We start from the raw sequence: 25,154 nt of genomic DNA, 5'->3' as shown, positions 1-25,154 counted from the left end.
CCGGGCGGACAGGCGTACCGCCGGGCTACCAGCCCACCGTGACGATCATGCCGCGCGGGTTCGGGTGCTCCAGCAGCGTGCTCTTGCTGCGCACGTCGTCGTAGGCGAAGCCGTAGGCCAGGCCGTCGATGCTGTGGTCATGCCAGAACTTCGCGTAGTAGTTGGCAGGTCCCGCCGGGTAGTAGGCGGCCGAGTTGCTCCACTGCGACGGGTCGACGCTGATCAGCAGGTGGCGGTTGAAGGCGGCGGCGATCTGCGCCTGCACCACCAGCTCCTGCGAGTTGCCGCTGGCCAGGTTGCCCGAGGCCTCGAGGATGCCCTGCGTGGTCGGCTTGCCGCGGATGTAGAGGTTCTGCGGGCCGCCGTCCTTCGAGAACACGAAGTCGTTGCCGATCACGCGGCCGCGGAAGGTGCCGGCCTCGGCGCTGAAGACGAGGTCGGTGCCGGCGTAGCGGCTCCAGACCTGGTCGACATAGGACTGGAAGTAGTTGCCCTGCGCGCGGCCGGCGCCGAACACCGACTTGGCCGGCGCGATGATGCGGTAGGGCCGTTGCACCAGGGCGCGGAATTCGGCCTGCGGCAGCGCCTCGAAGTCGGCGAAGATCTGCGCACGCGACTGGTTCTCGCCGAGCGTGCGGTCGTAGCCGTCCTCGCCGAGCAGGCGCGTCTTCAGCGGGAAGCCGAACTGGTCCACGCGCGTGGTGTTGCCGTGGTAGCCGCTGTTGTCGACGGTGAACTCGATCCATTCGAAGTTCACGTCCTGGTTCGGGTCGCCGGGGTTGTTCAGGTCGGGGCCGGCGAAACCCAGGCGGCCGTCGCCGGCGGTGTTGATCTTGATGAACATCGGCGAGCCGAGGCTGATGAACATGCGGCCCGAATCGATCTTCGGGATCGACACCCAGCCGGCGTCGCTCAGCTTGTTGAAGTAGTTCGCGTAGTTCTGGCCGTTCTTGACCACGCGGTTGCCGGCGTCGTTGTCGGCCAGCGCCGACGGGATCAGCCGGCCGCTGCTGTCGACGTGCGACAGCACGCGCGTCACCGGGTCGTAGCCGATGATGGACCAGTACACCTGCGAATCGGCGAACGCGCCGTTGGTGGCGTTGACCAGCTTGATCGTCATCACGCCGTTGCCCACCGGCAGGTCGACGCCGCCGCCGCCCTGGCGCACGCGGAACGACGACGCGATGTCGTTGAAGTTGACGCCGACCAGGTTGGGCGTGTCGGCACCGAGCGCCAGCGAGCGGCCGCCGAAGTTGATGTCGTCGAACAGGTCGACCTGGTAGCCGCTCCTGACCTTGACCGACGAGATGCGGTCGTTCCAGGTGCTGCCGACCCAGGCGTTGTCGGCATCGGCGCAGAACGATGCGCCCTGGTAGTCGACGTGCTCGAAGAAGCAGATCGCACCGCTGGCCGGCGGCGGCGTGGTGCCGCCGCCGATGGTCGCGCTGTAGCGCGGCGTGTCGTAGGCGGGTGCGCCGTTGTTGTAGGTGAAGAAGTAGCTCAGCGTGTTGCCGGCGGCCAGGCCGGTGACGGGCTGCTCGTGGCGGGCCGCGCCGCTGTTGTACGGCATGCGCAGGTTCTGCTGCGGGCCGCCGTTGACCTGGTAGTGCACATCGACCCAGGTGGTCGCGACGCTGGACTTGAACCAGATCGTCGCGTTGCTGCCCGAACTGGTCACGCCCTGCGTGAAGTCGGCCGCCGCCGCCGGTGCGGCGAACAAGGCCGTCGCCGCCAGTGCGGCCAGCAGCCATCCCCAGAATCCCTTGCCGATGCGCATCATCCCTGCTCCCTCGTGTGGTCRCCGGCCGCGCCGGACGTTCGGGGGCGATTCTGGGAGGGCGCCCGCCGCTGCGCCCGGGCGGCTTGCAACAAAGTGCGAAAGCGCTTTCAAGGCGGGCGTGCCGGCATGGCATGCCGTGGCCCACAGGTATCCGGTTGGTCCTGTCGGGGATCGCAGGGGCATCCATCGCGGGCTACATCCCGTTGCAACCCCGATCCCGGGGCAGAATCCGCTCCTCTTTGGAGGAATCCCGCATGACCCCACCCCAGCCTTCCCCCGTGGTGCTCGTGGCCGGCGGCACCGGCGCGCTCGGCGGCGCCGTGACGCAGGCCTTCGTCGATGCCGGCGCGACCGTGCTGGTGAGCTACCGGCAGCGCCGTTCGTTCGACGAGCTGCAGAAGCAGCTGCGTGTCGGCGCCGTGCCGGTGCAGGGCATCGAGCTCGATGCGACCGACGAGGCGGCCGTGCGCGCGAGCGTCGCGCAGATCCTGGCACGCCATGGCCGGCTCGACGCGATGGTCAACGCGATCGGCGGCTGGGCTGGTGGCATGCCGTTGTGGCAGCAGGATGCGGCCGCCTTCGACCAGATGATCGACATGAACCTGCGCGCCACGCATGCGCTGCTGCGCGCGGTGGTGCCGGCGATGCAGGCGCGCGGCGCGGGCTCGCTGGTCAACGTGGCGGCGATGGCGGGTGTCGCGCCGGCGGCCGGCGCGGCCGTCTACGCGGCCTCGAAGGCCGCCGTGCTGGCCTTGATGGCCGCGCTGGCCGAAGAACTGCGCGGCAGCGGCGTGCGCGCCAACTCGGTGCTGCCCGGCACGATCGACACGCCGGCCAACCGTGCGGCGATGCCGAAGGCCGATTTCGGCCAGTGGACCTCGCCGCACGACATCGCGCGCGTCATCGTCTTCCTGTGCAGCGACGCGGCCCGCGCCATCCACGGCGCGGCCATCCCGGTGCGCGGCGGCGCCTGATCAGCCGGCGCGCCGGTTGCGCTGGATCCAGGCCTCGAACTTCTGCAGCACTGCCGCAGGTAGTGGTTGCTGCCGAAGCCGCCAATCGCACCCGGCGAGCAGCTGACCGCGTCGGCGCGCGCCACGCACTCGCGGAACGCCTTCCACGGTGCCGGCACGCCGGCCTCGCCATCCTCGTTGTGCAGCGGGATCTCCTCGAAGTGAGTTCAAGGGGCTGATTGTTCTCCTTTCAGCAATGATCAATTCGCCAAACCGCCATCGATCAATCCAGGGTTAACCACTAGAGTTCACCCCATCGATGCTTTGTCTCCCCAGACGACCCGTCGAGTTCGAACGAGCCGGACACGCGAAGCAAGCGTGGCGACCCGCAAGAAACCCAGCCCCATTGCCACCATTGCTCAAGGAACTCATCATGAACAGCAAGCTTCTCATCGCCGTCTCCCTCGCCCTTGCCGCCGCCTCCGGCGCGGTGTTCGCCGACACCGGTTCGTCGTACGCCGAAAGAATGCGCCTGATCGGCCGCACCGCCCAAGCCGGCGAACAAGCCCCGGCCCAGTATGTGGACAGCAACAGCGGCAAGCTGCTGAGCGCCGCCGAACAGCGCCAGCAACACGCGGCCCGCATGGCCCTGATCGGCCGCACCGCCGCCTACGGCGAAACCTCGGTCACCCCGGCGGACAGCACCTTCGCCGGCAGCGCGCAGCAGCAGTTCGAGCAGCGCATGAAGCTGATCGGCCGCACCGTGCAGCAAGGCGAACTGGCCGGTTACAACGTCGAGACCAGCAACCGCCTGAGCGCGCAACGCGCTGCGACGCACAACGCGCAGTAAGTCCCACCGGGGCGGGAGATGTTCACATTGGCTGACATCTGCCCGCTTCAGGCGCGTGCATGGGCCGTCGATACCGCGATGAGTACGCTGGAAGTGGCTTCCGCCACGGCGTACCGCGGACGACGGCCATGGCATTCCTCGGAAATTTCACGATCGGCAAGCGACTCGGCACCGGTTTCCTGATCACGATCGCGGTGGCGGTGGCCATGGCCTTGTCGGCCCGGCAGCAGATGGCCACCATCAGCCAGCAGGTGGGCGACCTGACCCAGCACGAGATGGCCAAGGTGCTGCAGCTGTCGCAGATGAAGGACAACCAGAACGTCGTCGCGCGCGGCGTGCGCAACATCGTGCTGCTGTCCGACGCGGCGGCGATGCAGGCCGAGAAGAAGCGCATCGACGAGATGCGCGCGAAGAACGCCGAGATCATCGCCGCCCTCGACGCCAGCCTGCGCAGCAGCGCCGGCCGCGAGCTGCTGAAGGCGGTGTCGGCCACGCTGCCGCCGTACGAGCAGGCCCTCGACAAGGCGATCGCGCTCGGCCTGGGCGACGACGATGCCGCCGCGACCACGATGCTGCTGACCGAGGTGCGGCCGGTGCAGAACGCCTACTTCAAGGCGGTCGATGCGCTGGTCGAATCGCAGCAGCAGGAGATGCGCCGGGTGGCGAGCGACATCCAGGGCGCCGCGCGTGCCGACAGCGTGCTGATGCTCGGCCTGGCCGGCCTCGCGGCGCTGTTCGGCGCGGCCATCGCCTGGGCCGTCACGCGCTCCATCGTGCGCCCGCTGAAGCAGGCCGCCGCGGTCGCCGACCAGGTCAGCGAAGGCGACCTGACGGCGTCGGTGAAGGTCGAATCCAGCGACGAGACCGGCCAGCTGCTCGGTGCGCTGCAGCGCATGCGCAACAGCCTGGTGCAGATCGTCGGCAGCGTGCGCGGCAATGCCGAGAGCGTCGCGACCGCCAGCGCGCAGATCGCGCAGGGCAACCTCGACCTGAGCCAGCGCACCGAAGAGCAGGCGAGCGCATTGCAGYAGACCGCGGCGACGATGGAGGAGCTGAGCTCCACGGTGCGCAGCAACGCCGACAACGCGCGCCAGGCCAACCAGCTGGCGCTCAGCGCCGCGAGCGCCGCCCAGGATGGCGGCCAGGTGGTGGGCCGCGTGGTCGACACCATGCGCGGCATCAACGACTCGTCGAAGAAGATCGGCGACATCATCGGCGTGATCGACGGCATCGCGTTCCAGACCAACATCCTGGCGCTCAATGCGGCCGTCGAGGCGGCGCGTGCCGGCGAGCAGGGCCGCGGCTTCGCGGTGGTCGCGAGCGAGGTGCGCAGCCTGGCCCAGCGCAGCGCGCAGGCGGCGCGCGAGATCAAGTCGCTCATCGGCCACAGCGTGCAGCAAGTGGAGCAGGGCACGGTGCTGGTCGACCAGGCCGGGCACTCGATGCAGCAGATCGTCGCGGCGATCGGACGCGTCAGCGACATCGTCGGCGAGATCAGCGCCGCGGCGGTCGAGCAGAGTTCGGGCGTCACGCAAGTCGGCGACGCGGTGTCGCAGATGGACCAGACCACGCAGCAGAACGCCGCGCTGGTCGAAGAGGGCGCCGCGGCGGCCGAGAGCCTGAGGCAGCAGGCGCGGATGCTGGTGGAGGCGGTGGCGGTGTTCAAGCTGCGCGGGGACGCGCTGGCGCCCGCCTGAGCGGCCGCTCTAGGAGACGCGCACGGTCAGCGCCTGCACCGCGCTGCTGGCCGTGTCCAGGTGCCACAGCCGGCCGGCCTGGTCGAACAACAGCACGTGCCCCGCCTGCAACCGGCCGCGCGGCAGCGACGCGCGCGGCCAGTCCGCCACGCCGGCATGCAGCCGTGCGGTGCCCAGCGACACCAGCTGCCAGTGCGTGGACGCATCGTCGCTCAGCGGCGCCAGCAGCCAGCCACCGGCCGTGCTGGCCGGTTCGTCCAGCCGCACGCCGTTCCACGGCGGCAGCGGGATCGAGCCCGTGCGGCCATGCAGGTTGAAGCCGAACGTGGGCGTGCCGGCCTCGTCCTGCACCCACAACTCGACGACGCCGCCGTTGCCGTGCAGCAGCTGCCGGGCACCCGGCACCGTCCGCGCCGGGATCGCTTCGCCGCGCGCGCCGAGCCGGCGCTGCGGCAGCACGTAGCGCCACAGCTCGGCGTGGCCGCGGCCGTCGACCAGCGCGAACTGCTCGGTGCTCCCCTCGCTGGACATTGCGCGTGCGTCGCCCGGCAGGTCGGTCACCTGCCACAGTGCCTCGTGCAGCGAGCGCTGCGTGTCGAGCACGCTGATGCGCCGCTCGCGCGCCACCGTCCACGCGATGCCGTCGAACGCATCGGCCATCACGTCGAACGCCCCCAGCCCGAGGTCGGTGGCGCGGCGCAGCCCGATGTCGAGCCGGCTCACGCGCCACAGGCCGTCGCGCTGCGCGAGGCACAGTGCCACGCGGCGGTTGTGCGCGATCACCAGCCGCTCGGCCGGCACCGCGAAGCGCGACACGACGCGGCCGTGGCCATCGACGACGGCCGCGCCGGCCTCGCCGAGCGCGACCAGGTAGCGCCCGTCGTCCAGCACCACCGCGTCGAGCAGCGGCAGGCCGCCGCCGGCCGGCACCTGCCCCTGCAGCATGCCGGCACGGTCGCGCAGCGCCTGCAGGGTCGGCGACGGCAGCGGCCCCGGCGGCAGGTCGGCGTTGAGCCACGGATCGTTCGCGAGCGTCACCAGCCGCTGCACCACGTTGCGCGCGAGGCGGCCGCGGCCCGCGCCCTGGTCGGCCAGCACGGCAGGCAGCACCCGCCGGGCCAGCTGCGGCAGCGGTGCCGGGTGCTGCTTCAGCGCGAGCAGCGCATCGACGAAGCCTTCGCGCTCGTGCTGCAGGCCCGCGTCGCGCGCCAGCGCGTCGAGCGGCTCGGCGCAGCGGGAGAGGGTGTCCGGCAGCAGCACCGCCCGCTTGACGAGGGCGCGCGCGCCCAGCGTGCCGCCCTCGGCTTCGGCCTGCAGCAACCAGTCGACGGCGAGGGCGCGCTGGTTCTCGAGCGGCCACAGCGCGTCGACGGCGGCCAGCCACTCGCCCTTCGCGGCGAGCGAGCGCGCCCATTCCTCGCGCAGCCGCGCCGCCGCCTGCGGCCACTTGGCGCCGAGCTGCAGCACCGCGTCCTGGAAGGCATCGTCGCGCCGCGCGACGGCGATCGCGCGGCGCCAGTCGCCGGCCAGGCAGTGCAGGCGCACGATCACCGCGGGCGGCTGGTCCCAGGCCAGCGCCAGTTCGGCCGCCTGTGCGTGGCGGGCATGGCGCTCGAGGTAGTCCAGCGCCTCCTGCCGCGCATGCAGCAGCTCGGCCAGCACGAACACCGCCTCGTCGATGCGCCCGGCGCGGTCCAGCTGCTCGAAGGCGCGCCGGTACAGGCTGCGCAGGTGGCGGTCGAGCTCGTCGCCGAGTTCGATGCGGGTCGACGCGGTGGGCCCGCGGCTGAGCGACAGGTCGCTGCGTGCGCCCGGCGTACCGAAGGCCTGGCCGACCGACGTGTCGGCGGCACCGCCCAGCGGGATCGCATGGCGCAGGGCCTCGTCGAGGCGGCCCGAGTCGAACATGTCGAGCATCTTGCCGATGTAGGCGGCCTGGCGCCGCCCGATGGCCTTCGACAGCCGCGAGACGATGGCCAGGCGCGCAAGCCATTGCCGCCAGGCGTGGGGCCTGATGCCGTGGCGTGCGCGTTCGGGCAGCGCTGCGGGCGCTGGCGCGGCGGGCCGGGCCGGGACCGCCCGTCCGGCCGCGCCGGCCGAGCCGCGCAGCGAGCGCAACAGTGCGATGGCGATCGCCAGCACGATGGCCCATCCCAGCAGGGCGGCCAGGTCCGATGTGCCGGAGAGCGTCGACAGCCAGCCCATCAGCGCAAAGATGCCGACCGGCACGAACAGCAGCAGCCAGCGCGGCAGGGCCCCGCCGCCGCGGCGGCCCGGCGCACCGGGCGCGACGCCATCGCGCGCCCGTCCGGCCATCGCCTGCAGGAACTCGCGCTGCGATTCGCTCGGCGGGCCGACGCGGTCGCCCAGCACCTCGCGCAGTTCGCGCGCTTCCTGCGGCAGCAGCACCACGGCCTGCGGCAGCGCCTCGCGGCAATCGTGGGTGTCGTGCAGCGCGGCGCCGTCCACCCGCAGCCAGTCGGCCGGGTCCAGCGGCTGGCCGTCGCGCAGGTCCAGGCCGATCACCGCGCCGCCCTGCACCAGCCAGACGTCGGCGGCCGGCAGCGCGGCGGCTTCGTGCGGGCTCAGCGGCGCCGAGCACAGCCCGCGGCCCTGCCGGCACAGCGCCCAGCCGCCCAACGCCTCGCAGTGCTGTTCGCGCGGTGCCGCATAGAGCAGCAGCTCGCCTTGCGCGAAGCGCAGCGCCGACGCGCCGGCGTGCCATTGCGCAAGCAGGCGGCGCGCGCGCTCGGCGGCAGGGAAGTCGGCGGCCGGGAACCACAGCGCGCCCACCCATTGGCGGCCTTGCAGCAGCGGGGCGTGCACCGCGGCCGGCGGGGCGTTCGGGCGTTCAGGCGCTTGCATCGTCGCTCGCCGGGGTGTCGGCGCTGTCATGGGCGACCAGCCGGGCCGCGTTGTCGGGCACCGAATAGACGTGCAGTTCGCGCCCCTTCGTCAGCAGCGCGACCAGGCCGCTGGTCGGGCAGACGCTGGCGCGCACGATCGGTTGCTGGACGCCGTAGGTGGCTTCGGCGCCGAGCTTGCCGTACAGCGCGATGCCGGTGCCGTGCGCCGGCCGCACCACCAGCCGCGCCTGCGTGCAGCGCATCGTGCGCACGAGGCCGATGGCACGCGCGCCCGCCGGCAGGTGCACCGTCCAGGGTTCGGTGTCGTCAGCGGGCGGCAGCAGCGGCGCGGGCAGCACGTGCCAGCTCTCGCCGGCATCGTCGGGCCCGTGATTCTTCAGGCGCAGCGCGCACGCACCGAGCTGCCGGGCCCACGCGGGGCCGCCGCTCAGCAGCACCTTGTCGGCCGCGCCGCTGCCCGGCAGCTGCAGGGCGGTCTCGTCGCGGCCCGACGGGCCCGCCCTGCGCAGCCACATCCACCCGGCGAGCTGGTAGACGAAGACGATGCTCTGCTCCGCGGCCGGTGCCATCGCCAGCACGTCCTCGTTCAGCAGCATCGGACCGCGCGGCCGGCCGCCGGGCTCGGGCACCCAGTAGACGAGGCGCCGCGCCGCATCGAGCGCATAGGCGCGGGTCTGTCCGCCGTTGCGGTGCCAGATGCAGGGCAGCAGCGTCGCGCTGCCGGCCGTGGCCTCGAACTGTTCGCGCGGCGGCCGGGCCTGCGTGCCCAGGCCCGGCACCTGCCAGAACAGCAGCGCGTCGCGCACGCTGAGCAGCACGCCGAGCGACTTGCCGACGAAGCCCGCGGCCAGCGGCTGGCCGGCGCGCTCCCAGCGGACGAGCTTCGGGCGGCCGGGCTGGCGGTCGCCGGCACGCGGCACGTGGAAGATCATCGCGCCGTGCCCGTCGAGCAGCGGCACGGCGACCCGCGTGCCGCTGTCCGCGATGACCGGCGCGAACTTCAGCGACAGGCGCTGGGCATGCTGGGTGTGCAGTTTCGGCGAGGCCGTCGGGCGCTCGTCGAATTCGCCCTTCAGCAACTGGGCCGCCGGCCGTGGCGCCGGCAGCGGCAGCTGCAACCCGCGCAGCCGGGCGCCGCTGCGCACGGTCACCTGCAACGCGTCGCCGCCCCCGTCGGCGCGCAAGGCCATCGCCTGGGCGGCGCCGGCAAGCGGCGCGGGCAGTTGCTGCAGCTCTCCGCCGACGAGCCAGCATTCGCCCAGCTCCGGCACCTGCGCGGCCAGCCAGGCGGCCCATTGCTCGCGGTGCGCGGGCTCGACGCTGTCGAAGCGGCGCGCCACCAGCAGCCGGCGCAGGTCGTTCACGTCGTCGGCCGCATGCCACTGGCCCGGTTGCTGCAGCACGCCCCAGCGCAGGCTGCCGCCCGCGGCCTGGGCACGCCGCGCCAGCAGGATCCACCAGGCCAGGTGCGCCAGGCGCGGTGCGCCCAGCTGCCACGGCCCGGCGTCGAACAGCGCGACGATCAGGTGCCCGCTGCGCCGCGCGCGCGGACGTGGCGCGAGGAACAGGTGCTCGCCGGTGGCGGCGCGCCGGATGAATTCGTCGGGCAGTTCGCCGGCCAGCAGCCATTCGCTGGCCAGCAGGCGCTCGTAGGGGCCGCGGCGGCGCAGGTCGTCGACGCCGTCGGGTTCGGGCGCGCCGGCCTGCTGCTGGCCGCGCGTCGGCCCGAGCAGCGGCTGCATGCGCTGCAGCAGCTCGGCGACGACGGGCGCGAGCGGCGCGCCGAACCAGCCCAGCCAGTCGGCCCACGGCTGCAGCGGGGCCGGCAGTGCGGTGCCCCGGCTCATGGCACCGGCGACGCGTGCCAGTGGGCGGCGATGCGCGCCAGCAGCGCCGGCGTCAGCGGCAGCAGCCGGTCGAGCGGCACCACCGCCGCCGGCTCGCGCCACAGCAGCAGCGGCTGGCGGGCGTGGCGGCGTTGCAGCGCGCGCGCCAGCAGGTCGTGCGGCGCGTCGGGTTCCCACAGCGTCGGCAGCCACAGCCCGGGCGCGTCGGCGCACGGCGCAGCGTACTGGCCGCCGTCGACCCAGGGCAGCGCGGCAGCGTCGCCGCCGACGACCAGGATGTCGCCGCTGGCCGTCGCCTGCAGCGCTGCGCCGGCATCGGTGTCGCGCGCGACCAGCCGCGCGTGCAGGCGGCGTGCCGCATCGCCCCAGGCGACGAGTGCACGCGGCGCCACCGGTTCGGCGCGCGCGCGCCAGTGCCAGTCCAGGCTGTGCGCCAGGCTCACGCCGCGACGACCAGGGCTTCGACCAGCCGCGCGCGCCACAGGGCCAGGTCGGCCGGCATCGCCTCGGCGGCGAAGTTGGCGTCGATCTCGCGCAGCAGCGCCTCGGCAACCTGTGCACGGCCGGCGTCGCTGCGCGCGATGCACGACTGGGCCGATTCGAGCAGCCGGCCCAGGCGCGACATCGGCTGCAGCGTGGCCTGCTCGACCGCGCTCAGCAGGTGGGGGTGGGTGGCGTTCGCGAACAGCTCGCGCAGCGTCTCGCGCGCCGCGTGCTGCGACTCGCGCGTCGGCAGCACGTAGAGCAGCGGCCACAGGTCGGCCGGCGTCGCCTGCAGCCGGCCGGCCAGCACCGCGGCGGCGGCGATCAGGCGCTGTGCGCGCACGATGCGGCGGTCGCTCAGCTGGATGCCGGCCTGGCGCAGCTGGCGGATCGCGTTGGCCAGCGCCGGCCGGGCGAGCTCGAGCTGCGCCAGCGGCAGCGCGCGGCACAGCACGTCGAGGTGGGCCATCGCGCCCTGCGGCTGCACCGGCTGGCGGTCGGACTGCCAGCCGGCGGCCAGCATCGCCTCGAGCTGGTGGTCGGGCAGCGGATCGATGAAGGCGTGCAGCAGGAAGCGGTCGCCGAAGGCCGCGAGCGCCTCGTCGTCCGGCAGTGCATTGGCGGCGCCGACGCACACCCGCAGCGGGCAGTCGATCTGCGTGTGGCCGCGGCGAAAGCGCCGTTCGTTCAGCACGCCGAGCAAGGTGTTCAGGATGGCGGTCGAGCCGAGGAAGACCTCGTCGAGGAAGGCCACCTCGGCCTCGGGCAGCATGCCGCTGACGTCGGTCTCGACGGTGCCTTCGCGCAGCTTCTTCAGGTCGACCGCGCCGAACAGCTCGGACGGTTCGGTGAAGCGGCCGAGCAGGTATTCGAAGTAGCGTCCGCCCAGCGCCTGCGCGACGCGGCGCACCACGGCGCTCTTGCCGGTGCCCGGCGGGCCGATGACCAGCAGGTGCTCCTGCGCGACGGCGGCCAGCACGATCAGCTCGGCCAGTTGCTCGCGGCCGACCAGGCCCGCGGTGGCGCTGCGGATGCCGTCACGGACGTGGACGGCGGATTCGTGCAGGGAGAGGCTCATGGTCGGGGGCGTGCGCGCAAGCGAAGGCGCAAGTCTGCCAGGAGTCGATGCCGAAACGAAAACGCCAAAACGAAAAGGGCCCGGCGTGTGCCGGGCCCTTTCGTCGATCTGGTGCCGGTGAGAAGAGTCGAACTCCCGACCTTCGCATTACGAATGCGCTGCTCTACCAACTGAGCTACACCGGCGTGAAGCCGCAGAGTATAGCCCGGGAATCAGGCGTTTTCGCGGTGGTAGGCCGTCACGCGTTCAACTTCGTTCTTCGACCCCAGGATCACGCTGACCCGCTCGTGCAGCGCCGTGGGCTGCAGGTCGAGGATGCGCTGCTTCGCGTTGGTCGCCGCTCCGCCCGCCTGCTCGACGATGAAGGCCATCGGGTTGGCCTCGTACATCAGCCGCAGCTTGCCGGCCTTGTGCGGCTCGCGCTGGTCCCACGGGTACATGAACACGCCGCCGCGCGTCAGGATGCGGTGCACGTCGGCCACCATGCTGGCGATCCAGCGCATGTTGAAGTCCTTGCCGCGCGGCCCGGTCTTGCCGGCCAGGCATTCCTCGACGTAGCGCTGCATCGGCGGCGCCCAGTGCCGCATGTTGCTCATGTTGATCGCGAACTCCTTCGTGTCCTCGGGGATCTTCGCGCCGTCCTGCGTCAGCAGCCAGGCGCCTTCCTCGCGGTCGAGCGTGAAGATCGCGACGCCGTCGCCCACCGTCAGCACCAGCATGGTCTGCGGGCCGTACACGCAGTAGCCGGCGGCCGCCTGCTGCGAGCCCGGCTGCAGGAAATCGCTCTCGCTGACGCCTTCCTGGCTGCCCGGCTTCTTCAGCACCGAGAAGATGGTGCCGATGCTGACGTTGACGTCGATGTTGCTCGAGCCGTCGAGCGGGTCGAACAGCAGCATGTACTCGCCCTGCGGGAAGCGGTTGGGCACCACGTAGATGCCTTCCATCTCCTCGCTGGCCATGGCCGCCAGGTGGCCGCCCCATTCGTTGGCCTCGATCAGCACCTCGTTGGCGATGATGTCCAGCTTCTTCTGCATCTCGCCCTGCACGTTCTCGGTCTCGGCGCTGCCGAGCACGCCGCCCAGCGCCCCCTTGTTGACGCTGATGCTGATGCGCTTGCAGGCGCGCGCCACCACCTCGATCAGCAAGCGCAGCTGCGCCGGGATGTGGCCGTGCTGGCGCTGCTGCTCGACGAGGTATTGGGTCAGGCTGATGCGTTGCCGCGTGCTGCGCTCCGTCATGCCGCCACCTCGCCGGCTTGCAGCGCGCGCCCGACGATCTCGCGCACGTCGCTCGACAGGTCGGGCTTGGCGGCGACGCGCTTGAGCGCCTCGCAGGCCGCCGTGCGGTAGGGCTCGGCCAGGTTGCTCCAGCGGTCCATCACGCGTGCGACGCGCGCGGCCAGTTGCGGGTTCAGGCTGTCCAGCTCGATCATCCGGTCGGCCCAGAACACGTAGCCCGCCGCATCGGCGCGGTGGAAGGCGGCCGGGTTCGCCATGCACAGGCTGGTGATCAGGCTGCGCGCGCGGTTCGGGTTCTTCAGCGAGAAATCCGGGTGCTGCAGCAGCTGGCGGGCGCGTGCGAACACGCGGCCGTCCTTCTCGGGCGCACCGGCCTGCAGCGCGAACCACTTGTCGATCACCAGCGGCTCGCCCTTGAAGATCTCGTGGAAGCGCTGCAGCGCCGGCTCGGCCAGCTCGGCGTGCGCATGCACCAGCGCGGTCAGCGCACCCAGCCGGTCGGTCATGTTGCCGGCGTCCTTGAAGCGCTGGAACGCGCGGCCCGGCCACACGGCGTCGCCGCGGCGGGTCGAATCCAGGCACAGCATCGCCAGCGCCAGGTTGGCCAGCGCGCGCCTGCCCGACGACACCGGGTCGGGCGAGTAGCCGCCGCGCACCTGGTGCTCGTCGAAGGCCCACTGCCAGTCGTCGCGCAGCGCCTCGGCCAGCTGGCGCTTCATCGATTCGCGCGCGGCATGGATGCGCTGCGGGTCGACCACGCCCAGCTGTTCGGCGACGTAGGTCTCGCTCGGCAGCGTCAGCGCCAGTTCCTTGAAGGCGGCGTCGAGCTCCGGGTGGCGCAGCACCGCGCGCATCGCCTCGATGAAGGCGCCGTCGAGGGTCGCCGGGGCGTCGCCCGACACCGCCGCCAGCAGCCGGTTCAGCGCCAGGCGCTGCCCGGCCTCCCAGCGGTTGAACGGATCGGGGTCGTGCTTCAGCAGCACCAGCAGGTCTTCGTCGCTCAGGTGGTCGGCCAGCATCACCGGCGCCGAGAAGCCGCGCAGCAGCGACGGCACCGGCTCGACGTCGACGTTGACGAAGGTGAAGAAGCTGCGCGACTCGTTGAGCACCAGCACGCGCTCGGTGGCACCGGCGGCCGGCTCGTCCTCGAGCTGCAGCGGCAGCGCCTGGCCGTCGCGGCCCACCAGGCCCATCGCGACCGGGATCACGTACGACTCCTTGGCCGGCTGGCCCGGCGACGGCGGGCAGCTCTGCTCGATGCCCAGCGTGTAGGTGCGGGTGGGCGCGTCGTAGCGGCCGCGCGCGCTCAGGCGCGGCGTGCCGGCCTGGCTGTACCAGCGCTTGAACTGCCCCAGCTGCTTGGCCAGCTCGCTGTCGGGGTTGGCATCGGCGATCGCCTGCGCGAAATCGTCGCAGGTGACGGCCTGGCCGTCGTGGCGGTCGAAGTAGAGCGTGATGCCGCGCGCGAAGCCTTCGCGGCCCACCAGCGTCTGCATCATGCGCACGACCTCGGAACCCTTCTCGTAGATCGTCGCGGTGTAGAAGTTGTTGATCTCGACGTAGCTGTCCGGGCGCACCGGGTGGGCCATCGAGCCGGCATCCTCGGGGAACTGGATCTGGCGCAGCTGGCGCACGTCCTCGATGCGCTTGACGGCGCGCGCGGTCGGGCTGCCGGCCATGTCCATGCTGAATTCCTGGTCGCGGAAGACCGTCAGGCCCTCCTTCAGGCTCAGCTGGAACCAGTCGCGGCAGGTGATGCGGTTGCCGGTCCAGTTGTGGAAGTACTCGTGGCCGACCACGCTCTCGATGCCGGCGTAGTCGACGTCGGTCGCGGTGGCCGGGTTGGCGAGAACGTACTTCGTGTTGAAGATGTTCAGGCCCTTGTTCTCCATCGCGCCCATGTTGAAGTCGCCCACCGCGACGATCATGAAGCGCTCCAGGTCGAGCGGCAGCTTGAAGCGCGCCTCGTCCCACACCACGCTCGCGATCAGCGAGTTCATCGCGTGCTCGGTCTTCTCGAGGTCGCCGCGGCGCACGTACACCTGCAGCAGGTGGTCCTTGCCCGAGCGCGTGCGGATGTGCTGCTCGCGCGCCACCAGGTCGGCGGCCACCAGCGCGAACAGGTAGCTCGGCTTCGGGAACGGGTCGTGCCATTTCGCGAAGTGGCGGCCGTTGTCCAGCTCGCCCTGCTCGACCAGGTTGCCGTTGGACAGCAGCACCGGGTAGGCCTTCTTGCTGGCCTTCAGCGTGACGGTGTAGACCGCCATCACGTCCGGGCGGTCCAGGAAGTAGGCGATGCGGCGGAAGCCCTCGGCCTCGCACTGCGTGAAGAAGCCGCCGCCCGAGGTGTACAGCCCGGACAGCTGTGTGTTCTTCTCGGGCGCGCAGGTGTTGCGGATCTCCAGCGTGAACATGCCCTCGGGCACGTCCGACAGGCTGTCGATCACCAGCATGCCGTCCTCGTGGCGGAATGCCACCGACTCGCCGTTCACCAGCACGCGCGTCAGCGTCAGCTCTTCGCCGTGCAGGCGCAGCGGCTGCGGCGGCAGCCGCGTGTTGCGCTCCATCTGCATGCGGTTGATGACCAGCGTCTTGGCCGGGTCGAGGTCGAACGTCAGGTCGACGCTTCGGATCCAGAACGCGGGCGCGGAATAGTCCTCGCGGCGGATCAGCGGTGCAGTGCCTTCACGCATCATGGTGTTCTTCTTTCGTCAGGAATGATGGGACGGGAGGGACAACTCGATGTCCTGCAGGTCGGCCACGACGGCCACGACGTTGCCGAACGCCGCGAATGCATCGGCGCCCATCGTCGTCGTCAGCGCGACGGCCTTCATGCCGGCGCGGCGCGCGGCCTCGACGCCCAGCGGCGCGTCCTCGAACACCAGGCATTCGGCGGGGTCCACGCCGAGGCGCCGGGCGGCCTCGAGGAAGATGTCCGGGTGCGGCTTGCCGCGCAGGCCGTCGGCCGGGCTGACGGTGGTCTGCACCTTGTCGCCGATGCCGAAGCGCTGGTAGGCCAGCGCGATGTTCTTCGGCGTCGACGCGGTGCACACCGCCAGCTTCAGCCCGCGCTCAGCGGCCCGATCGAGCAGCTCCAGCGTGCCGGCGATGAGTGCCAGCCGGGTCGACGCGATGTCGCGGTAGATCGCTTCCTTCTCGTCGGCCAGTGCCGCCAGCGCCTCGTGCGACTGCCCGGGCAGCATGTCGGCCAGGATCTCCGCATTGGTGCGCCCGGCCGTCTCGACGAAGAAGCGCTCGGCGTCGATGGTGAGCGAGCGGCGCTTGTGCCACTCGACCCAGGCATCGTGGTGGTGCGGCATGCTGTCGATCAGCGTGCCGTCCAGGTCGAAGAGCAGGGCCTTCAGCTGCGTCATCAGATGCCCTGCTTCAGGCTGGCGGTGATGAACTGGTCGAGGTCGCCGTCCAGCACCTTCTGGGTGTTGGAGATCTCGACGTTGGTGCGCAGGTCCTTGATGCGGCTCTGGTCGAGCACGTAGCTGCGGATCTGGTGGCCCCAGCCGACGTCGGTCTTGGWGTCYTCGAGCTTCTGCTGCTCTTCCATGCGCTTGCGCATCTCGTGGTCGTACAGGCGCGAGCGCAGGCGCTTCCAGGCCACGTCGCGGTTGCTGTGCTGGCTGCGCCCGTCCTGGCATTGCACGACGATGCCGGTCGGGATGTGCGTGAGCCGCACCGCCGAGTCGGTCTTGTTGATGTGCTGRCCRCCGGCGCCGSWCGCGCGGWAGGTRTCGRTSCGCACGTCSGMCGGRTTGATKTCGATCTCGATSGWRTCGTCGACYTCGGGGTASACGAACACGCTCGCGAAGCTGGTGTGGCGCCCGCCGGCCGAGTCGAACGGGCTCTTGCGCACCAGGCGGTGCACGCCGGTCTCGGTGCGCAGCAGGCCGAACGCGTACTCGCCCTCGATCTTGATGGTCGCGCTCTTGATGCCGGCGATGTCGCCCTCGGACTCGTCCTCCAGCGTCGCCTTGAAGCCCTTGCGCTCGGCGTACTTCAGGTACTGGCGCAGCAGCATCGAGGCCCAGTCGCAGGCCTCGGTGCCGCCGGCGCCGGCCTGGATGTCGAGGAAGCAGTTGCTCGGGTCGGCCGGGTTGTTGAACATGCGGCGGAACTCGAGGCCGTCGACGATCTCGGCGAGCTTGGCCGTCTCGGCCTCGATCGCCTGCAGCCCGTCGAAGTCGCCCTCGGCCTTCGACATCTCGTACAGCTCGGTGTTGTCGGCCAGGTTGCCGGTGAGGTGGTCGATGGTCTCGACGACCTGCTCCAGCGTGCGCTTCTCGCGCCCCAGTTCCTGCGCGCGCTTCGGCTCGTCCCAGACCTTGGGGTTCTCGAGCGCGGCGTTGACCTCGTTCAGTCGCAGTGCTTTGCGATCGTAGTCAAAGATACCCCCGGAGGCCGACCGTGCGCTGGGTCAGGTCGGCCAGGGTGTTGCCGATGGCATTGATGTGTTCGACGTCCATGGTGCAGTTCCGTGATCTGGTGAATCGCGGGATTTTCGCATGGTGGAGCGCAGGCCGGTACGGGTGTACCGGGTAGTGCGGTTGTCCCGGGGGGTGATGGACGGATGGCTCCGATATCCCTGGCCATGTCCGTCCGAGGTTCGCGCTCCATGAAACTGCTCCACCGCATCCTGATCGCTCCGTCGCTGGCCGTGCTGATGCTGGTGGTGGCGGGCGGCGTGGCCGTCTCGTCGATCGGCACCCTCGAAGCCCGCTTTGCCGACCTGCAGGCGCGCCAGCTGAAGGTGGCGGCCTCGCTCGGGCAGCTGTCGCAGCGCCTGGCGAGCGCCGACGGGGCGATGTACCGCAGCATCGTGACCATCGACAGCCTGGACGCCGCCGGCATCGCGGCGGCCGGGCAGCAGGTGCAGGCGCAGGCCACCGCGATCGCGGCCGATTTCGGCGCGCTGGCGCCGCTGCTGGACGCCGCCGATGCGGCCCGGGCCGAGGCCGCCGCGAAGGCCTTGCAGCGCTACGGCGACCTGGCGGCCCGCGCGGTCGCGGCGGCGGCGGCCAACCCGGGCACCTCGCAGTCCCTGCTGGCCCAGGCCGGCCGTGAATTCAACACCGCCGCCCGGGCGGTCGCCGAGGTGGCGGCCACCAGCGATGCCCAGGCCGCGCTGGCGGCGACCGCCGTGCAGTCGACCGCGCGCCGCGCCAACACCTCGATGGTGCTGCTGACGCTGGCCGCGGCCGCCGCTGCCATCGGCGTGGCGGCATGGTCGGTGCGCGACGTCGTGGCCCGCATCTCGATCGCGCTCGGCATCAGCCGCGCGCTGGCCGACGGCCACCTCGACGTGCGCGTGCCGGCGGCCCGGGCGGACGAGGTCGGCCGGCTGCTGGCGTCGCTGGGCGACACGGTCGGCCAGCTGGCGGCGTCGGTGCGCGAGATCCGCGCGTCGAGCGACGGCGTGCGCCAGGCCTCGACCGAGATCGCCGAAGGCAGCCAGGACCTGTCGACCCGGGCCGAGCATGCATCGGCCAGCCTGGAGCAGACCGCCGGGTCGCTGCTGCAGCTGGGCGATTCGATCGAGCGCAGCGCGCAGGCCGCCGGCCAGGCGAGCCACTCGGCATTGCAGGCCTGCGAGGTGGCGCGGCGCGGCGGCGCCGTGGCCGCCGAGGCGGTGCACACGATGCAGCAGATCGACGCCTTCTCGCGCAAGGTGTCCGACATCACCGGCGTGATCGACGCGATCGCGTTCCAGACCAACATCCTCGCGCTGAATGCCGCGGTGGAGGCGGCGCGGGCCGGCGAGCAGGGCCGCGGCTTCGCGGTCGTGGCCGGCGAGGTGCGCGGCCTCGCGCAGCGCAGTGCCGCGGCGGCTCGCGAGATCAAGCAGCTGATCCAGGAATCGGTGCAGCAGATCGGCAACGGTGCGCGCCTGGTCAGCGATGCCGGTGCCTCGATGCGCGACATCGTCGGCTCGGTGAGCAGCGTGCATGCGCTGATCCGACAGGTCAGCGAGGTGTCGTCCGAGCAGACCGGCCGGCTCGGCGAGCTGCGCGCGTCGATGAGCGCCCTCGAAAGCGCGACGCAGCAGAACGCCGCGATGGCCGAGCAGTCGGCGGCCGCGTCCGAGGTCCTGAAGGACCAGGCCGGCCGGCTGGCGCGCGTCGTGTGCCGCTTCAGGCTGCCCGAGGCGGCCTGACCTCCCTGTTTTCCCTGTCCCAACCCACGGAGTCCCCCATGTCACGACGTCAACTCATCGCCAGCGCCCTGTTCGTCGCCGGCGCCGCCTTCGCCTGCCACGCCGCCCAGGCGCAGAAGGCGGTCACCGCCTACAACACCTACCAGTCGGTGCCGTTCCAGGTGGGCGGCGAGGGCGGGCTGGCCGCCGACCTGGTGGACTACCTGAACGCGAAGCTGGCCGGCAAGTACGTCTTCAAGCTGGAGGTGCTGCCGCGCGACCAGTTCAACCAGATGCTGGCCGGGCCGCGCTTCGACGGCGTGTCGCTGTTCCTCGCGCCGCCCTTCGTCGGCGACGCCGAGAAGAAGAAGTTCCTGTGGAGCGCGCCGCTGATGACCGACAACAACCTGATCGTGTCGAACCCGGCGCGCAAGGTGGAGTACGACGGCCCCGACTCGCTGAGGGGCCTGCGCTTCGGCGGCGTCACCGGCAACCGCTATGCCGGGCTGGAGGCCTTGCCGCGCAGCGCCGACACCTCGGCGGAGCTGAGCAACCTGAAGAACGTGGCCAGCGGCACGATCGACGTGACCCTGCTGCCCGAGAGCATCTTCCGCTACTACCTGAAGACCTCGAGCAACGCGCGCTTCGGGCTCGACAAGCTGCACGTCTCGGGCAAGTACCACGCGAGCTTCACGCGCCACATGTTCGTCTCGAAGGAGCAGCCCGAACTGGCCAAGGAGCTGGACGCGGTGGTCGCGAAGATGCCGGCCGACCCGGCCTGGAAGGACATCGCGGCCAGGTACGGCTGGAAGCTCTAGCCCAGGACGCTCTCAGCCCAGGAAGCGCGCCAGGTGCGCTGCGAGCGCCTCCGGCTGGTCGTGGTGCAGCATGTGCCCGGCCGGCGACAACAGCTGGCGCTCGGCCTGCGGCACCAGCGCGAGGCGGGCCTCGAAATCGCTGCGCGGGTAGCGGTCGCCCCACCACTTGGCGACGTCGGTCTGGTCGCCTTCCACCCACAGCAGCGGGGCGGCGATGCGCTGCCAGCAGGCCAGCACCTCGGCCCTTTGATAGAGCACCGGGTTGGCGCGCTTGTGCGCCGGGTCGCCGAGGATGCGCCAGCGGCCGTCGGCGTCCGGGCGCGACCAGTGGCCGGCCAGCCAGGCCGCGCGGTCCGGGCGCAGCAGCGGGTTGGTCTTGCGCAGCCGCTCGGCCACCGCGTCCAGGCTGTCGTAGGGGCGCAGCTCCATCGGCTGCTTCAGCTCGTCCAGCCATTGCAGGTAGCGCTTGGGCGCCTGGGCCGGCCGGGTCTCGGGCAGGCCGAAGCCTTCCAGGTTGACCAGGCGGCGGATGCGCTCGGGCCGCACGCCGGCGTACACCATCGCGACGTTGCCGCCCATGCTGTGGCCGAGCAGGTCGATCGGCTGCGGTGCGCCGGGCAGCGTGTCGAGCAGCGCATCGAGGTCGCCCAGGTAGTCGGGAAACCAGTAGCAGTCGCTGCCGGGTGAATCGCTGAGGCCGAAGCCGCGCCAGTCGGGCGCGATCACGTGGCGCACTTCGCCCTCGATCGCGGCCAGCGCGTCGACCGCGAACTGGAACGAGGCGCCGACGTCCATCCAGCCGTGCAGCATCACGAGCGTCGGCCGCCCGGGGCCGGCCTGGCTGGCGTCGCCCCATTCGTGCAGGTGGTAGCGCAGGCCGCGCAGGTCGACGAAGCGGCTGCGGCCGGGGCGGCGCGGGGAGTAGGGGGTGTCGGTCATGAAGGGGATCTTAGAAGCCCCCGCCGGGCCTGTCTGTCGAGGCAGGGACAGCGCTTCAGGACGATTCAGGCCGGCTTCAGGACGGCGGGGCCCATCGGGCGGGACGATGCGACCCATGCAGTCGATCCGGGAGACCCTCATCAACACTTCGAACGTTCGCATCGCCGGCGCCGTCCTGGCGATGGCCGCCTTGTTCGCGGGCTTCCACGCCTTGGCGCGCCCGGCGCCGCTCGTGATTTCCTGCGCACTTCCGACCTCCGCCGGCAATGCCCGCACCACCCCGTCATCGGGGACGGGGTCTTCACGCCCTATGCTCGGGGACGAGGGACTGTCCACCGTGAAGGAAAAGCTGGACTGACCCGTGTTGTTCCGCAGTAACGAAGTGGTGTTGCCCGGGGGGGGATGCGTGTCGCCGAGGAGGGCGCCACGTGGCCTGCACGTGGGCGTCACGGGGCATCGCTTGAACCGAATCTCCCAGCATCAGCTGAACCAGATCACGCCGCAGGTGGCGCCCTTGCTCGCCCGGCTGGCGCGCGCATCGCATTGCATCGAGCCGGTGCTGCTGTCCAACCTGGCCGAAGGCAGCGACCGCCACCTGGCCGCGCTGGGCCTGCACGTCGGCTACACGCTGCACGCGGTGCTGCCGCGTCCGCGCGACGACTATGCGCGCGAGTTCGCGAACCCGGCGTCGCGGCGCCAGTTCCGCGCGCTGCTGGCCGACGCGGCCCGCGTGACCGAGCTGGATGGCCACGCCGGGCTGGCCGGGCGCGACTACCTGCGCGCGGGGCACGCGATGCTCGACCAGGCCGACCTGCTGCTGGCGCTGTGGGACGGTGCACCATCGCGCGGCACCGGTGGCACGGCGGAGGTGGTCGAAGAGGCCTGCCGCCGCGGCGTCCCGGTGATCCACTTGTCGCCCAACCCGCGGCGCGGCCCGCAGATGATCTGGCTGCAGCCGGCCGGGCTGCGCCGGCGCCGCTGCGACGCGCGGCGCATCGATGCGCTGCTGTCGCGGCTGGCGGGCGCGCGCCGATGAACCCCCGCTACTGGGCCTTCGTCAGCTACAGCCACCACGACAAGGCGGTGGCGCGGCGGCTGCAGCGCCAATTGGAGACCTACCGCGTGCCGCGCCGGCTGGTCGGCCGCGCGACGCCGCAGGGGCCGGTGCCGGCCCGGCTGTCGCCGCTGTTCCGCGACCGCGACGAGCTGAACGCCGGCGCCGACCTGAAGGCGAGCGTGCAGGAGGCGCTGGCGGCCAGCCGCTGGCTGATCGTCGTCTGCACGCCGGATGCCGCGCGCTCGCCGTGGGTCAACCGCGAGATCGTCGAGTTCAAGCGCCTGCATGGCGAGGGCCGCGTGCTGGCGCTGATCGCGTCGGGCGAACCGTTCGCCAGCAACACGCCGGGCCGCGAGGCGAGCGAGTGCTTCCCGCCGGCATTGCGTTTCGCGCTGACGCCCGAGGGGCTGGCCGAAGGCGAGCCGCTGGAGCCGATCGCGGCCGACATGCGGGCCGAGGGCGACGGACCGCGGCGCGCGGCGCTGAAGCTGCTGGCCGGCATGATCGGCGTCGGCTTCGACGACCTGGTGCAGCGCGACACGCAGCGCCGGTTGCGCTGGCTGGCCGGCATCGCCGGGGCCTCGGTGGTGGGCGTGGTGGTGTTCGCGCTGCTCGCGGTGCTGGCGGTGCAGGCGCGCAACGAGGCGCAGCACCAGCGCGCGCAGGCCGAAGGGCTGATCGAGTTCATGCTGGGCGACCTGCGCAAGAAGCTGGAGCCGGTTGGGCGGCTGGAGGTGCTGGACTCGGTGGGGGAGAAGGCGCTGGCGTACTACGCCTCGCAGGCGTCGCAGCGCCTGGATGCGACGGCGCTCGGGCACCGCTCGCGCGCCATGCACCTGATCGGCGAGATCCGCGATTTGCGCGGCAACCCGGCCCAGGCCCAGGCCGCGTTCGAGCAGGCGGCTGCCACGACGGCCCGGCTGGTGGCGCAATCGCCGCAGGACGGCCAGCGCATCTTCGACCACTCGCAGAGCGTCTACTGGGTCGGCTACGCGGCCTGGAAGCGCGCCGATGCGGCCACGGCGAGTGCCCAGTTCAACGAGTACCTGGCCTTGAGCCAGCGCCTGGTGCGCCTCGACCCGAAGAACCTGGACTGGCGCGCCGAAGTGGCCTTCGCCCACGGCAACGTCGGCATGGTGCAGCTCGCCACCGGCCAGGCGAGCGAGGCCCTGCGCTCGCTGCGCAATTCGGGCGCCTTGCTGGCCGAGCTGGCGGCAGCGCGGCCGGAGCTGGCGCTGGAGCTCGCGCACAGCCACGGCTGGCAGGCCGATGCCTATGAGCTGCTGGGCGACTACCCGGCGGCACTGGCCGAGCAGCGGCGCAAGATGGAGATCTTCCGCAGCGTGCCCGAGTCGGCGAAGAACCGCGCAGCGCAGCGCGGCATCCTCAGTGCCTGGAACGCCATCAGCCAGTACGAACTCGCGATGGGCCAGCTGCCGCAGGCCCTGGCGAGCGTGCGCGAGGGGCTGGACATCGCCGAACGGCTGGTCCAGGTCGATCCCGACAACCTCTTCTGGCGCGGCGATGCGTGCTTCAGCCGCATCCGGCTGGTCGAGATCGAATTGGCGCAGGGGGAGCGCGATCGTGCCGCCGCCGGCCTGGGCCGGGTCGCGGCCTGCGTCGACGAGCTGAACGCCGCCGGTTCGCTCGGAATGCGCTACGCGATCCGGTTGACGGGGCGGCGGCTCGGCCTGGCGGCGGCGCTGTCGACCGACGCACAGGCGAGCGAGCTGCAGCGCAGCCTGCGGCAGTTCCTGGACGTGCACGCGCCGCAGCTGGTCGCGAACACGCCGGATCGGGCCAAGCTGGCGGTGGAGCTGTCCAACGCCGCCCTCGCGCTGGCGGGGCTGCAGCGCGGTCGGGACGACGCCGCAGCGCGCAGGAACCGGGAATTCGTGGTGTCCGAACTCGGACCCTATGCCGACATGCACGACGGCGCCATCCTCACGCCCCTGGCGCGTGCGCGCCTGCAATTGGGCGACGCGGCGGCGGCGCAAGCCCTCGCCGAGCGTGTCGGCAGCACCTCGTACCGGCATCCCGCATACGCCGAGCTGCTGAACCAGCTGAAGGCCGCCCGTGGCGGCGGCAGCAAGACCCTTGTCAACAACCCAGGAGCAAAACCATGAGCACCACCAACCCCACCTCCGTCGTGAACGTCTTCGCCTGCAAGAAGGATCCGTCGAATGCCGAGGAGCCGCACGAGACGAAGGTTTCCCCCGAGGTGCTCGACATGACCCACTTCGACGGGGTCCAGGTGCTCACCTGGCAGCTCAAGACCGAGGGCTATGTCTTCCGGGATGACCCGATCGTCTTCCAATCGTGCGCGGCCAAGGTCTTCAGCAAGGCCCTGGTGTCCGATGACGGCCGCACGGCGTCGGTGCTGAGCCAGAACAACGACGGGCTTGCATACACCTATACGGTCTTCGTGAAGGACCCGAAAACGGGCCATGTCAGCAGTGTCGATCCCTTGGTGCAGAACGAAGGCAAGTGATCGCGCGACGTGGCGGCCGATCCCCGGACCCGCCGGACCCGCTGGAAGAAATCTTGTTGTCAACCGAGGAGTAAAACCATGAGCAATTCCATCACCTACCCCCTGGTCAAGGTCGTCGCCTTCACGCGACCCGGGGTTGAAGGCCACGAGACGCGGGTGTCCCCCGAAGTGCTCGACATGACCAACTACCCGAACGGCGACCAGGTGATCACCTGGCGGCTCGACACCGTGGGCTACATCTTTCCGCCGACGGGCGCGATCGTCTTCGACCCGGCGGCCGAGTCGAGCTTCGGGCCGGTGATGGTGTCCCCGGACGGTCGCACGGCGTGGGTGCTGAACCAGAACGAGGACGGGCTGGCCTATCCCTACACCGTCAAGACGCAGAGCCAGGCGACCGGGCTGTTTGCCACCGTCGATCCGCTGGTGCAGAACGAAGGGAAGTGATGAGGCGCTAGAGGAAAGCGGCGACGACCTCGTCGTCGCCGAGGGGGGCAACGGCCTGCGGCAGCGCCCCCAGCACCTGCTGCACCTGTTGCCGCGCATGCGCGCGCGGCCCGGTGCGCGGCTCGTCGCGGCTCCGGTAGGCGTTGTCAGACCACGCAGCCAGCCGTGCCGAGAGCTCGACACGACCGCGGCACGCTGCCAGCCATGCCAGAGTATCGACCGCCTGCCACAGCAGCCCGCAATCGCTCGCCAGTTGCGCCACTTCATGGGCGAGCGCGGCTGCATCGTCGATCGACCCGCGCACCAGCTGCGCATGCATCAGGTTCAGCAAGGCGCCGCACAGCGTGGTCGGCGAGCGGCGACCGCGCAGGTCTCGCACGAGGTCCTGGCCCTGCCGCACGGCCTCGCCCACTTCACCCATCGCAAGCGCCAGGTCGGCGAGGTGTGAACGCGCCCGCAGCGCGCCG

At 71.3% G+C, this 25,154-nt stretch carries 21 protein-coding genes and 1 tRNA gene; 10 read left to right on the top strand and 12 right to left on the bottom strand.

Features of this window, described 5'->3' with window-relative positions; genetic code table 11:
* Positions 1 to 25 precede the first annotated feature (25 nt).
* Complete coding sequence (locus tag AC1DYN_RS18420; protein ID WP_477962152.1) at positions 26 to 1,780, bottom strand: beta-1,3-glucanase family protein; 1,755 nt, start codon at positions 1,778 to 1,780, stop codon at positions 26 to 28.
* Positions 1,781 to 2,034: 254 nt separating this feature from the next.
* On the opposite strand from AC1DYN_RS18420, the gene AC1DYN_RS18415 reads away from it, so the two are divergent.
* From AC1DYN_RS18415 to AC1DYN_RS18405, 3 genes are all read left to right on the top strand, one after another.
* Positions 2,035 to 2,754 (top strand): SDR family NAD(P)-dependent oxidoreductase, encoded by a 720-nt coding sequence (locus AC1DYN_RS18415; protein WP_477962150.1) that lies wholly within the window; start codon positions 2,035 to 2,037, stop codon positions 2,752 to 2,754.
* A 412-nt stretch (positions 2,755 to 3,166) separates the two neighbouring features.
* Positions 3,167 to 3,583 carry a hypothetical protein gene (locus AC1DYN_RS18410; protein WP_477962149.1) on the top strand — a complete coding sequence of 139 codons (417 nt, stop codon included), beginning with the start codon at positions 3,167 to 3,169 and terminating at the stop codon, positions 3,581 to 3,583.
* 128 nt (positions 3,584 to 3,711) lie between these two features.
* Complete coding sequence (locus tag AC1DYN_RS18405; protein ID WP_477962147.1) at positions 3,712 to 5,280, top strand: methyl-accepting chemotaxis protein; 1,569 nt, start codon at positions 3,712 to 3,714, stop codon at positions 5,278 to 5,280.
* A 9-nt stretch (positions 5,281 to 5,289) separates the two neighbouring features.
* On the opposite strand, the gene AC1DYN_RS18400 is transcribed toward AC1DYN_RS18405, so the two are convergent.
* The 9 genes from AC1DYN_RS18400 to prfB form a co-directional block, all read right to left on the bottom strand.
* Positions 5,290 to 8,145, bottom strand: a complete 2,856-nt coding sequence (locus tag AC1DYN_RS18400; protein WP_477962145.1) for a bpX6 domain-containing protein — start codon at positions 8,143 to 8,145, stop codon at positions 5,290 to 5,292.
* Complete coding sequence (locus AC1DYN_RS18395; RefSeq protein WP_477962143.1) at positions 8,132 to 9,994, bottom strand: hypothetical protein; 1,863 nt, start codon at positions 9,992 to 9,994, stop codon at positions 8,132 to 8,134. The genes AC1DYN_RS18400 and AC1DYN_RS18395 overlap by 14 nt, the downstream gene beginning before the upstream one ends.
* A complete protein-coding gene (locus AC1DYN_RS18390) occupies positions 9,991 to 10,437 on the bottom strand; it encodes a bpX5 domain-containing protein (RefSeq protein WP_477962141.1) in 447 nt (148 codons plus the stop codon). The genes AC1DYN_RS18395 and AC1DYN_RS18390 overlap by 4 nt, the downstream gene beginning before the upstream one ends.
* Positions 10,434 to 11,555 carry an AAA family ATPase gene (locus AC1DYN_RS18385; RefSeq protein WP_477962140.1) on the bottom strand — a complete coding sequence of 374 codons (1,122 nt, stop codon included), beginning with the start codon at positions 11,553 to 11,555 and terminating at the stop codon, positions 10,434 to 10,436. The genes AC1DYN_RS18390 and AC1DYN_RS18385 overlap by 4 nt, the downstream gene beginning before the upstream one ends.
* A gap of 109 nt (positions 11,556 to 11,664) precedes the next feature.
* Positions 11,665 to 11,740, bottom strand: a tRNA-Thr gene (locus tag AC1DYN_RS18380).
* A gap of 27 nt (positions 11,741 to 11,767) precedes the next feature.
* Positions 11,768 to 12,793 carry a class 1 fructose-bisphosphatase gene (locus AC1DYN_RS18375; protein ID WP_477962138.1) on the bottom strand — a complete coding sequence of 342 codons (1,026 nt, stop codon included), beginning with the start codon at positions 12,791 to 12,793 and terminating at the stop codon, positions 11,768 to 11,770.
* Positions 12,790 to 15,486 (bottom strand): aminopeptidase N, encoded by a 2,697-nt coding sequence (pepN, locus tag AC1DYN_RS18370; protein ID WP_477962180.1) that lies wholly within the window; start codon positions 15,484 to 15,486, stop codon positions 12,790 to 12,792. The genes AC1DYN_RS18375 and pepN overlap by 4 nt, the downstream gene beginning before the upstream one ends.
* Before the next feature lie 18 nt (positions 15,487 to 15,504).
* Positions 15,505 to 16,167, bottom strand: a complete 663-nt coding sequence (locus AC1DYN_RS18365) for an HAD family hydrolase (protein WP_477962136.1) — start codon at positions 16,165 to 16,167, stop codon at positions 15,505 to 15,507.
* Positions 16,167 to 17,271, bottom strand: a protein-coding gene (gene prfB, locus AC1DYN_RS18360; RefSeq protein ID WP_477962134.1) for a peptide chain release factor 2 whose coding sequence is annotated in 2 segments (ribosomal slippage) — positions 16,167 to 17,189 and positions 17,191 to 17,271 — 1,104 coding nt in all. Because the reading frame shifts where the segments join, the coding sequence is not laid out codon by codon here. Before prfB ends, AC1DYN_RS18365 begins: the two co-directional genes overlap by 1 nt.
* Before the next feature lie 149 nt (positions 17,272 to 17,420).
* Here prfB and AC1DYN_RS18355 point away from each other — a divergent pair.
* Together AC1DYN_RS18355 and AC1DYN_RS18350 are read left to right on the top strand one after the other, a co-directional pair.
* Positions 17,421 to 18,959 carry a methyl-accepting chemotaxis protein gene (locus AC1DYN_RS18355; RefSeq protein WP_477962132.1) on the top strand — a complete coding sequence of 513 codons (1,539 nt, stop codon included), beginning with the start codon at positions 17,421 to 17,423 and terminating at the stop codon, positions 18,957 to 18,959.
* 38 nt (positions 18,960 to 18,997) lie between these two features.
* On the top strand, positions 18,998 to 19,756 hold the full coding sequence (locus AC1DYN_RS18350; RefSeq protein WP_477962130.1) for a substrate-binding periplasmic protein: 759 nt from the start codon (positions 18,998 to 19,000) through the stop codon (positions 19,754 to 19,756).
* A gap of 12 nt (positions 19,757 to 19,768) precedes the next feature.
* On the opposite strand, the gene AC1DYN_RS18345 is transcribed toward AC1DYN_RS18350, so the two are convergent.
* Entirely contained in the window at positions 19,769 to 20,695 is a 927-nt protein-coding gene (locus AC1DYN_RS18345) for an alpha/beta fold hydrolase (RefSeq protein WP_477962128.1), read from the bottom strand.
* Between the two features lie 115 nt (positions 20,696 to 20,810).
* Between AC1DYN_RS18345 and AC1DYN_RS18340 the strand changes: the two genes are divergently transcribed.
* The 5 genes from AC1DYN_RS18340 (at position 20,811) to AC1DYN_RS18320 (ending at position 24,687) form a co-directional block, all read left to right on the top strand.
* Positions 20,811 to 21,053: a hypothetical protein gene (locus tag AC1DYN_RS18340; protein ID WP_477962126.1), complete on the top strand. Its 243-nt coding sequence runs from the start codon at positions 20,811 to 20,813 to the stop codon at positions 21,051 to 21,053.
* 102 nt (positions 21,054 to 21,155) lie between these two features.
* Positions 21,156 to 21,731 (top strand): hypothetical protein, encoded by a 576-nt coding sequence (locus AC1DYN_RS18335; RefSeq protein WP_477962124.1) that lies wholly within the window; start codon positions 21,156 to 21,158, stop codon positions 21,729 to 21,731.
* Positions 21,728 to 23,878 (top strand): TIR domain-containing protein, encoded by a 2,151-nt coding sequence (locus AC1DYN_RS18330; RefSeq protein WP_477962122.1) that lies wholly within the window; start codon positions 21,728 to 21,730, stop codon positions 23,876 to 23,878. Before AC1DYN_RS18335 ends, AC1DYN_RS18330 begins: the two co-directional genes overlap by 4 nt.
* A complete protein-coding gene (locus AC1DYN_RS18325; protein ID WP_477962120.1) occupies positions 23,875 to 24,243 on the top strand; it encodes a hypothetical protein in 369 nt (122 codons plus the stop codon). The genes AC1DYN_RS18330 and AC1DYN_RS18325 overlap by 4 nt, the downstream gene beginning before the upstream one ends.
* 78 nt (positions 24,244 to 24,321) lie before the next feature.
* The gene (locus AC1DYN_RS18320; RefSeq protein WP_477962118.1) at positions 24,322 to 24,687 is read left to right on the top strand and encodes a hypothetical protein; all 366 of its coding nucleotides are present in this window, start codon (positions 24,322 to 24,324) and stop codon (positions 24,685 to 24,687) included.
* Between the two features lie 7 nt (positions 24,688 to 24,694).
* On the opposite strand, the gene AC1DYN_RS18315 is transcribed toward AC1DYN_RS18320, so the two are convergent.
* Positions 24,695 to 25,154: hypothetical protein (locus AC1DYN_RS18315; protein ID WP_477962116.1), on the bottom strand; the 460-nt coding region annotated here is incomplete at its 5' end.

The sequence above is a fragment of the Rhizobacter sp. P2_D12 genome (assembly GCF_056404395.1).
The sequence above is the reverse complement of the archived record's forward strand: the minus strand, read 5'-3'. Positions and strand labels throughout refer to the sequence as shown.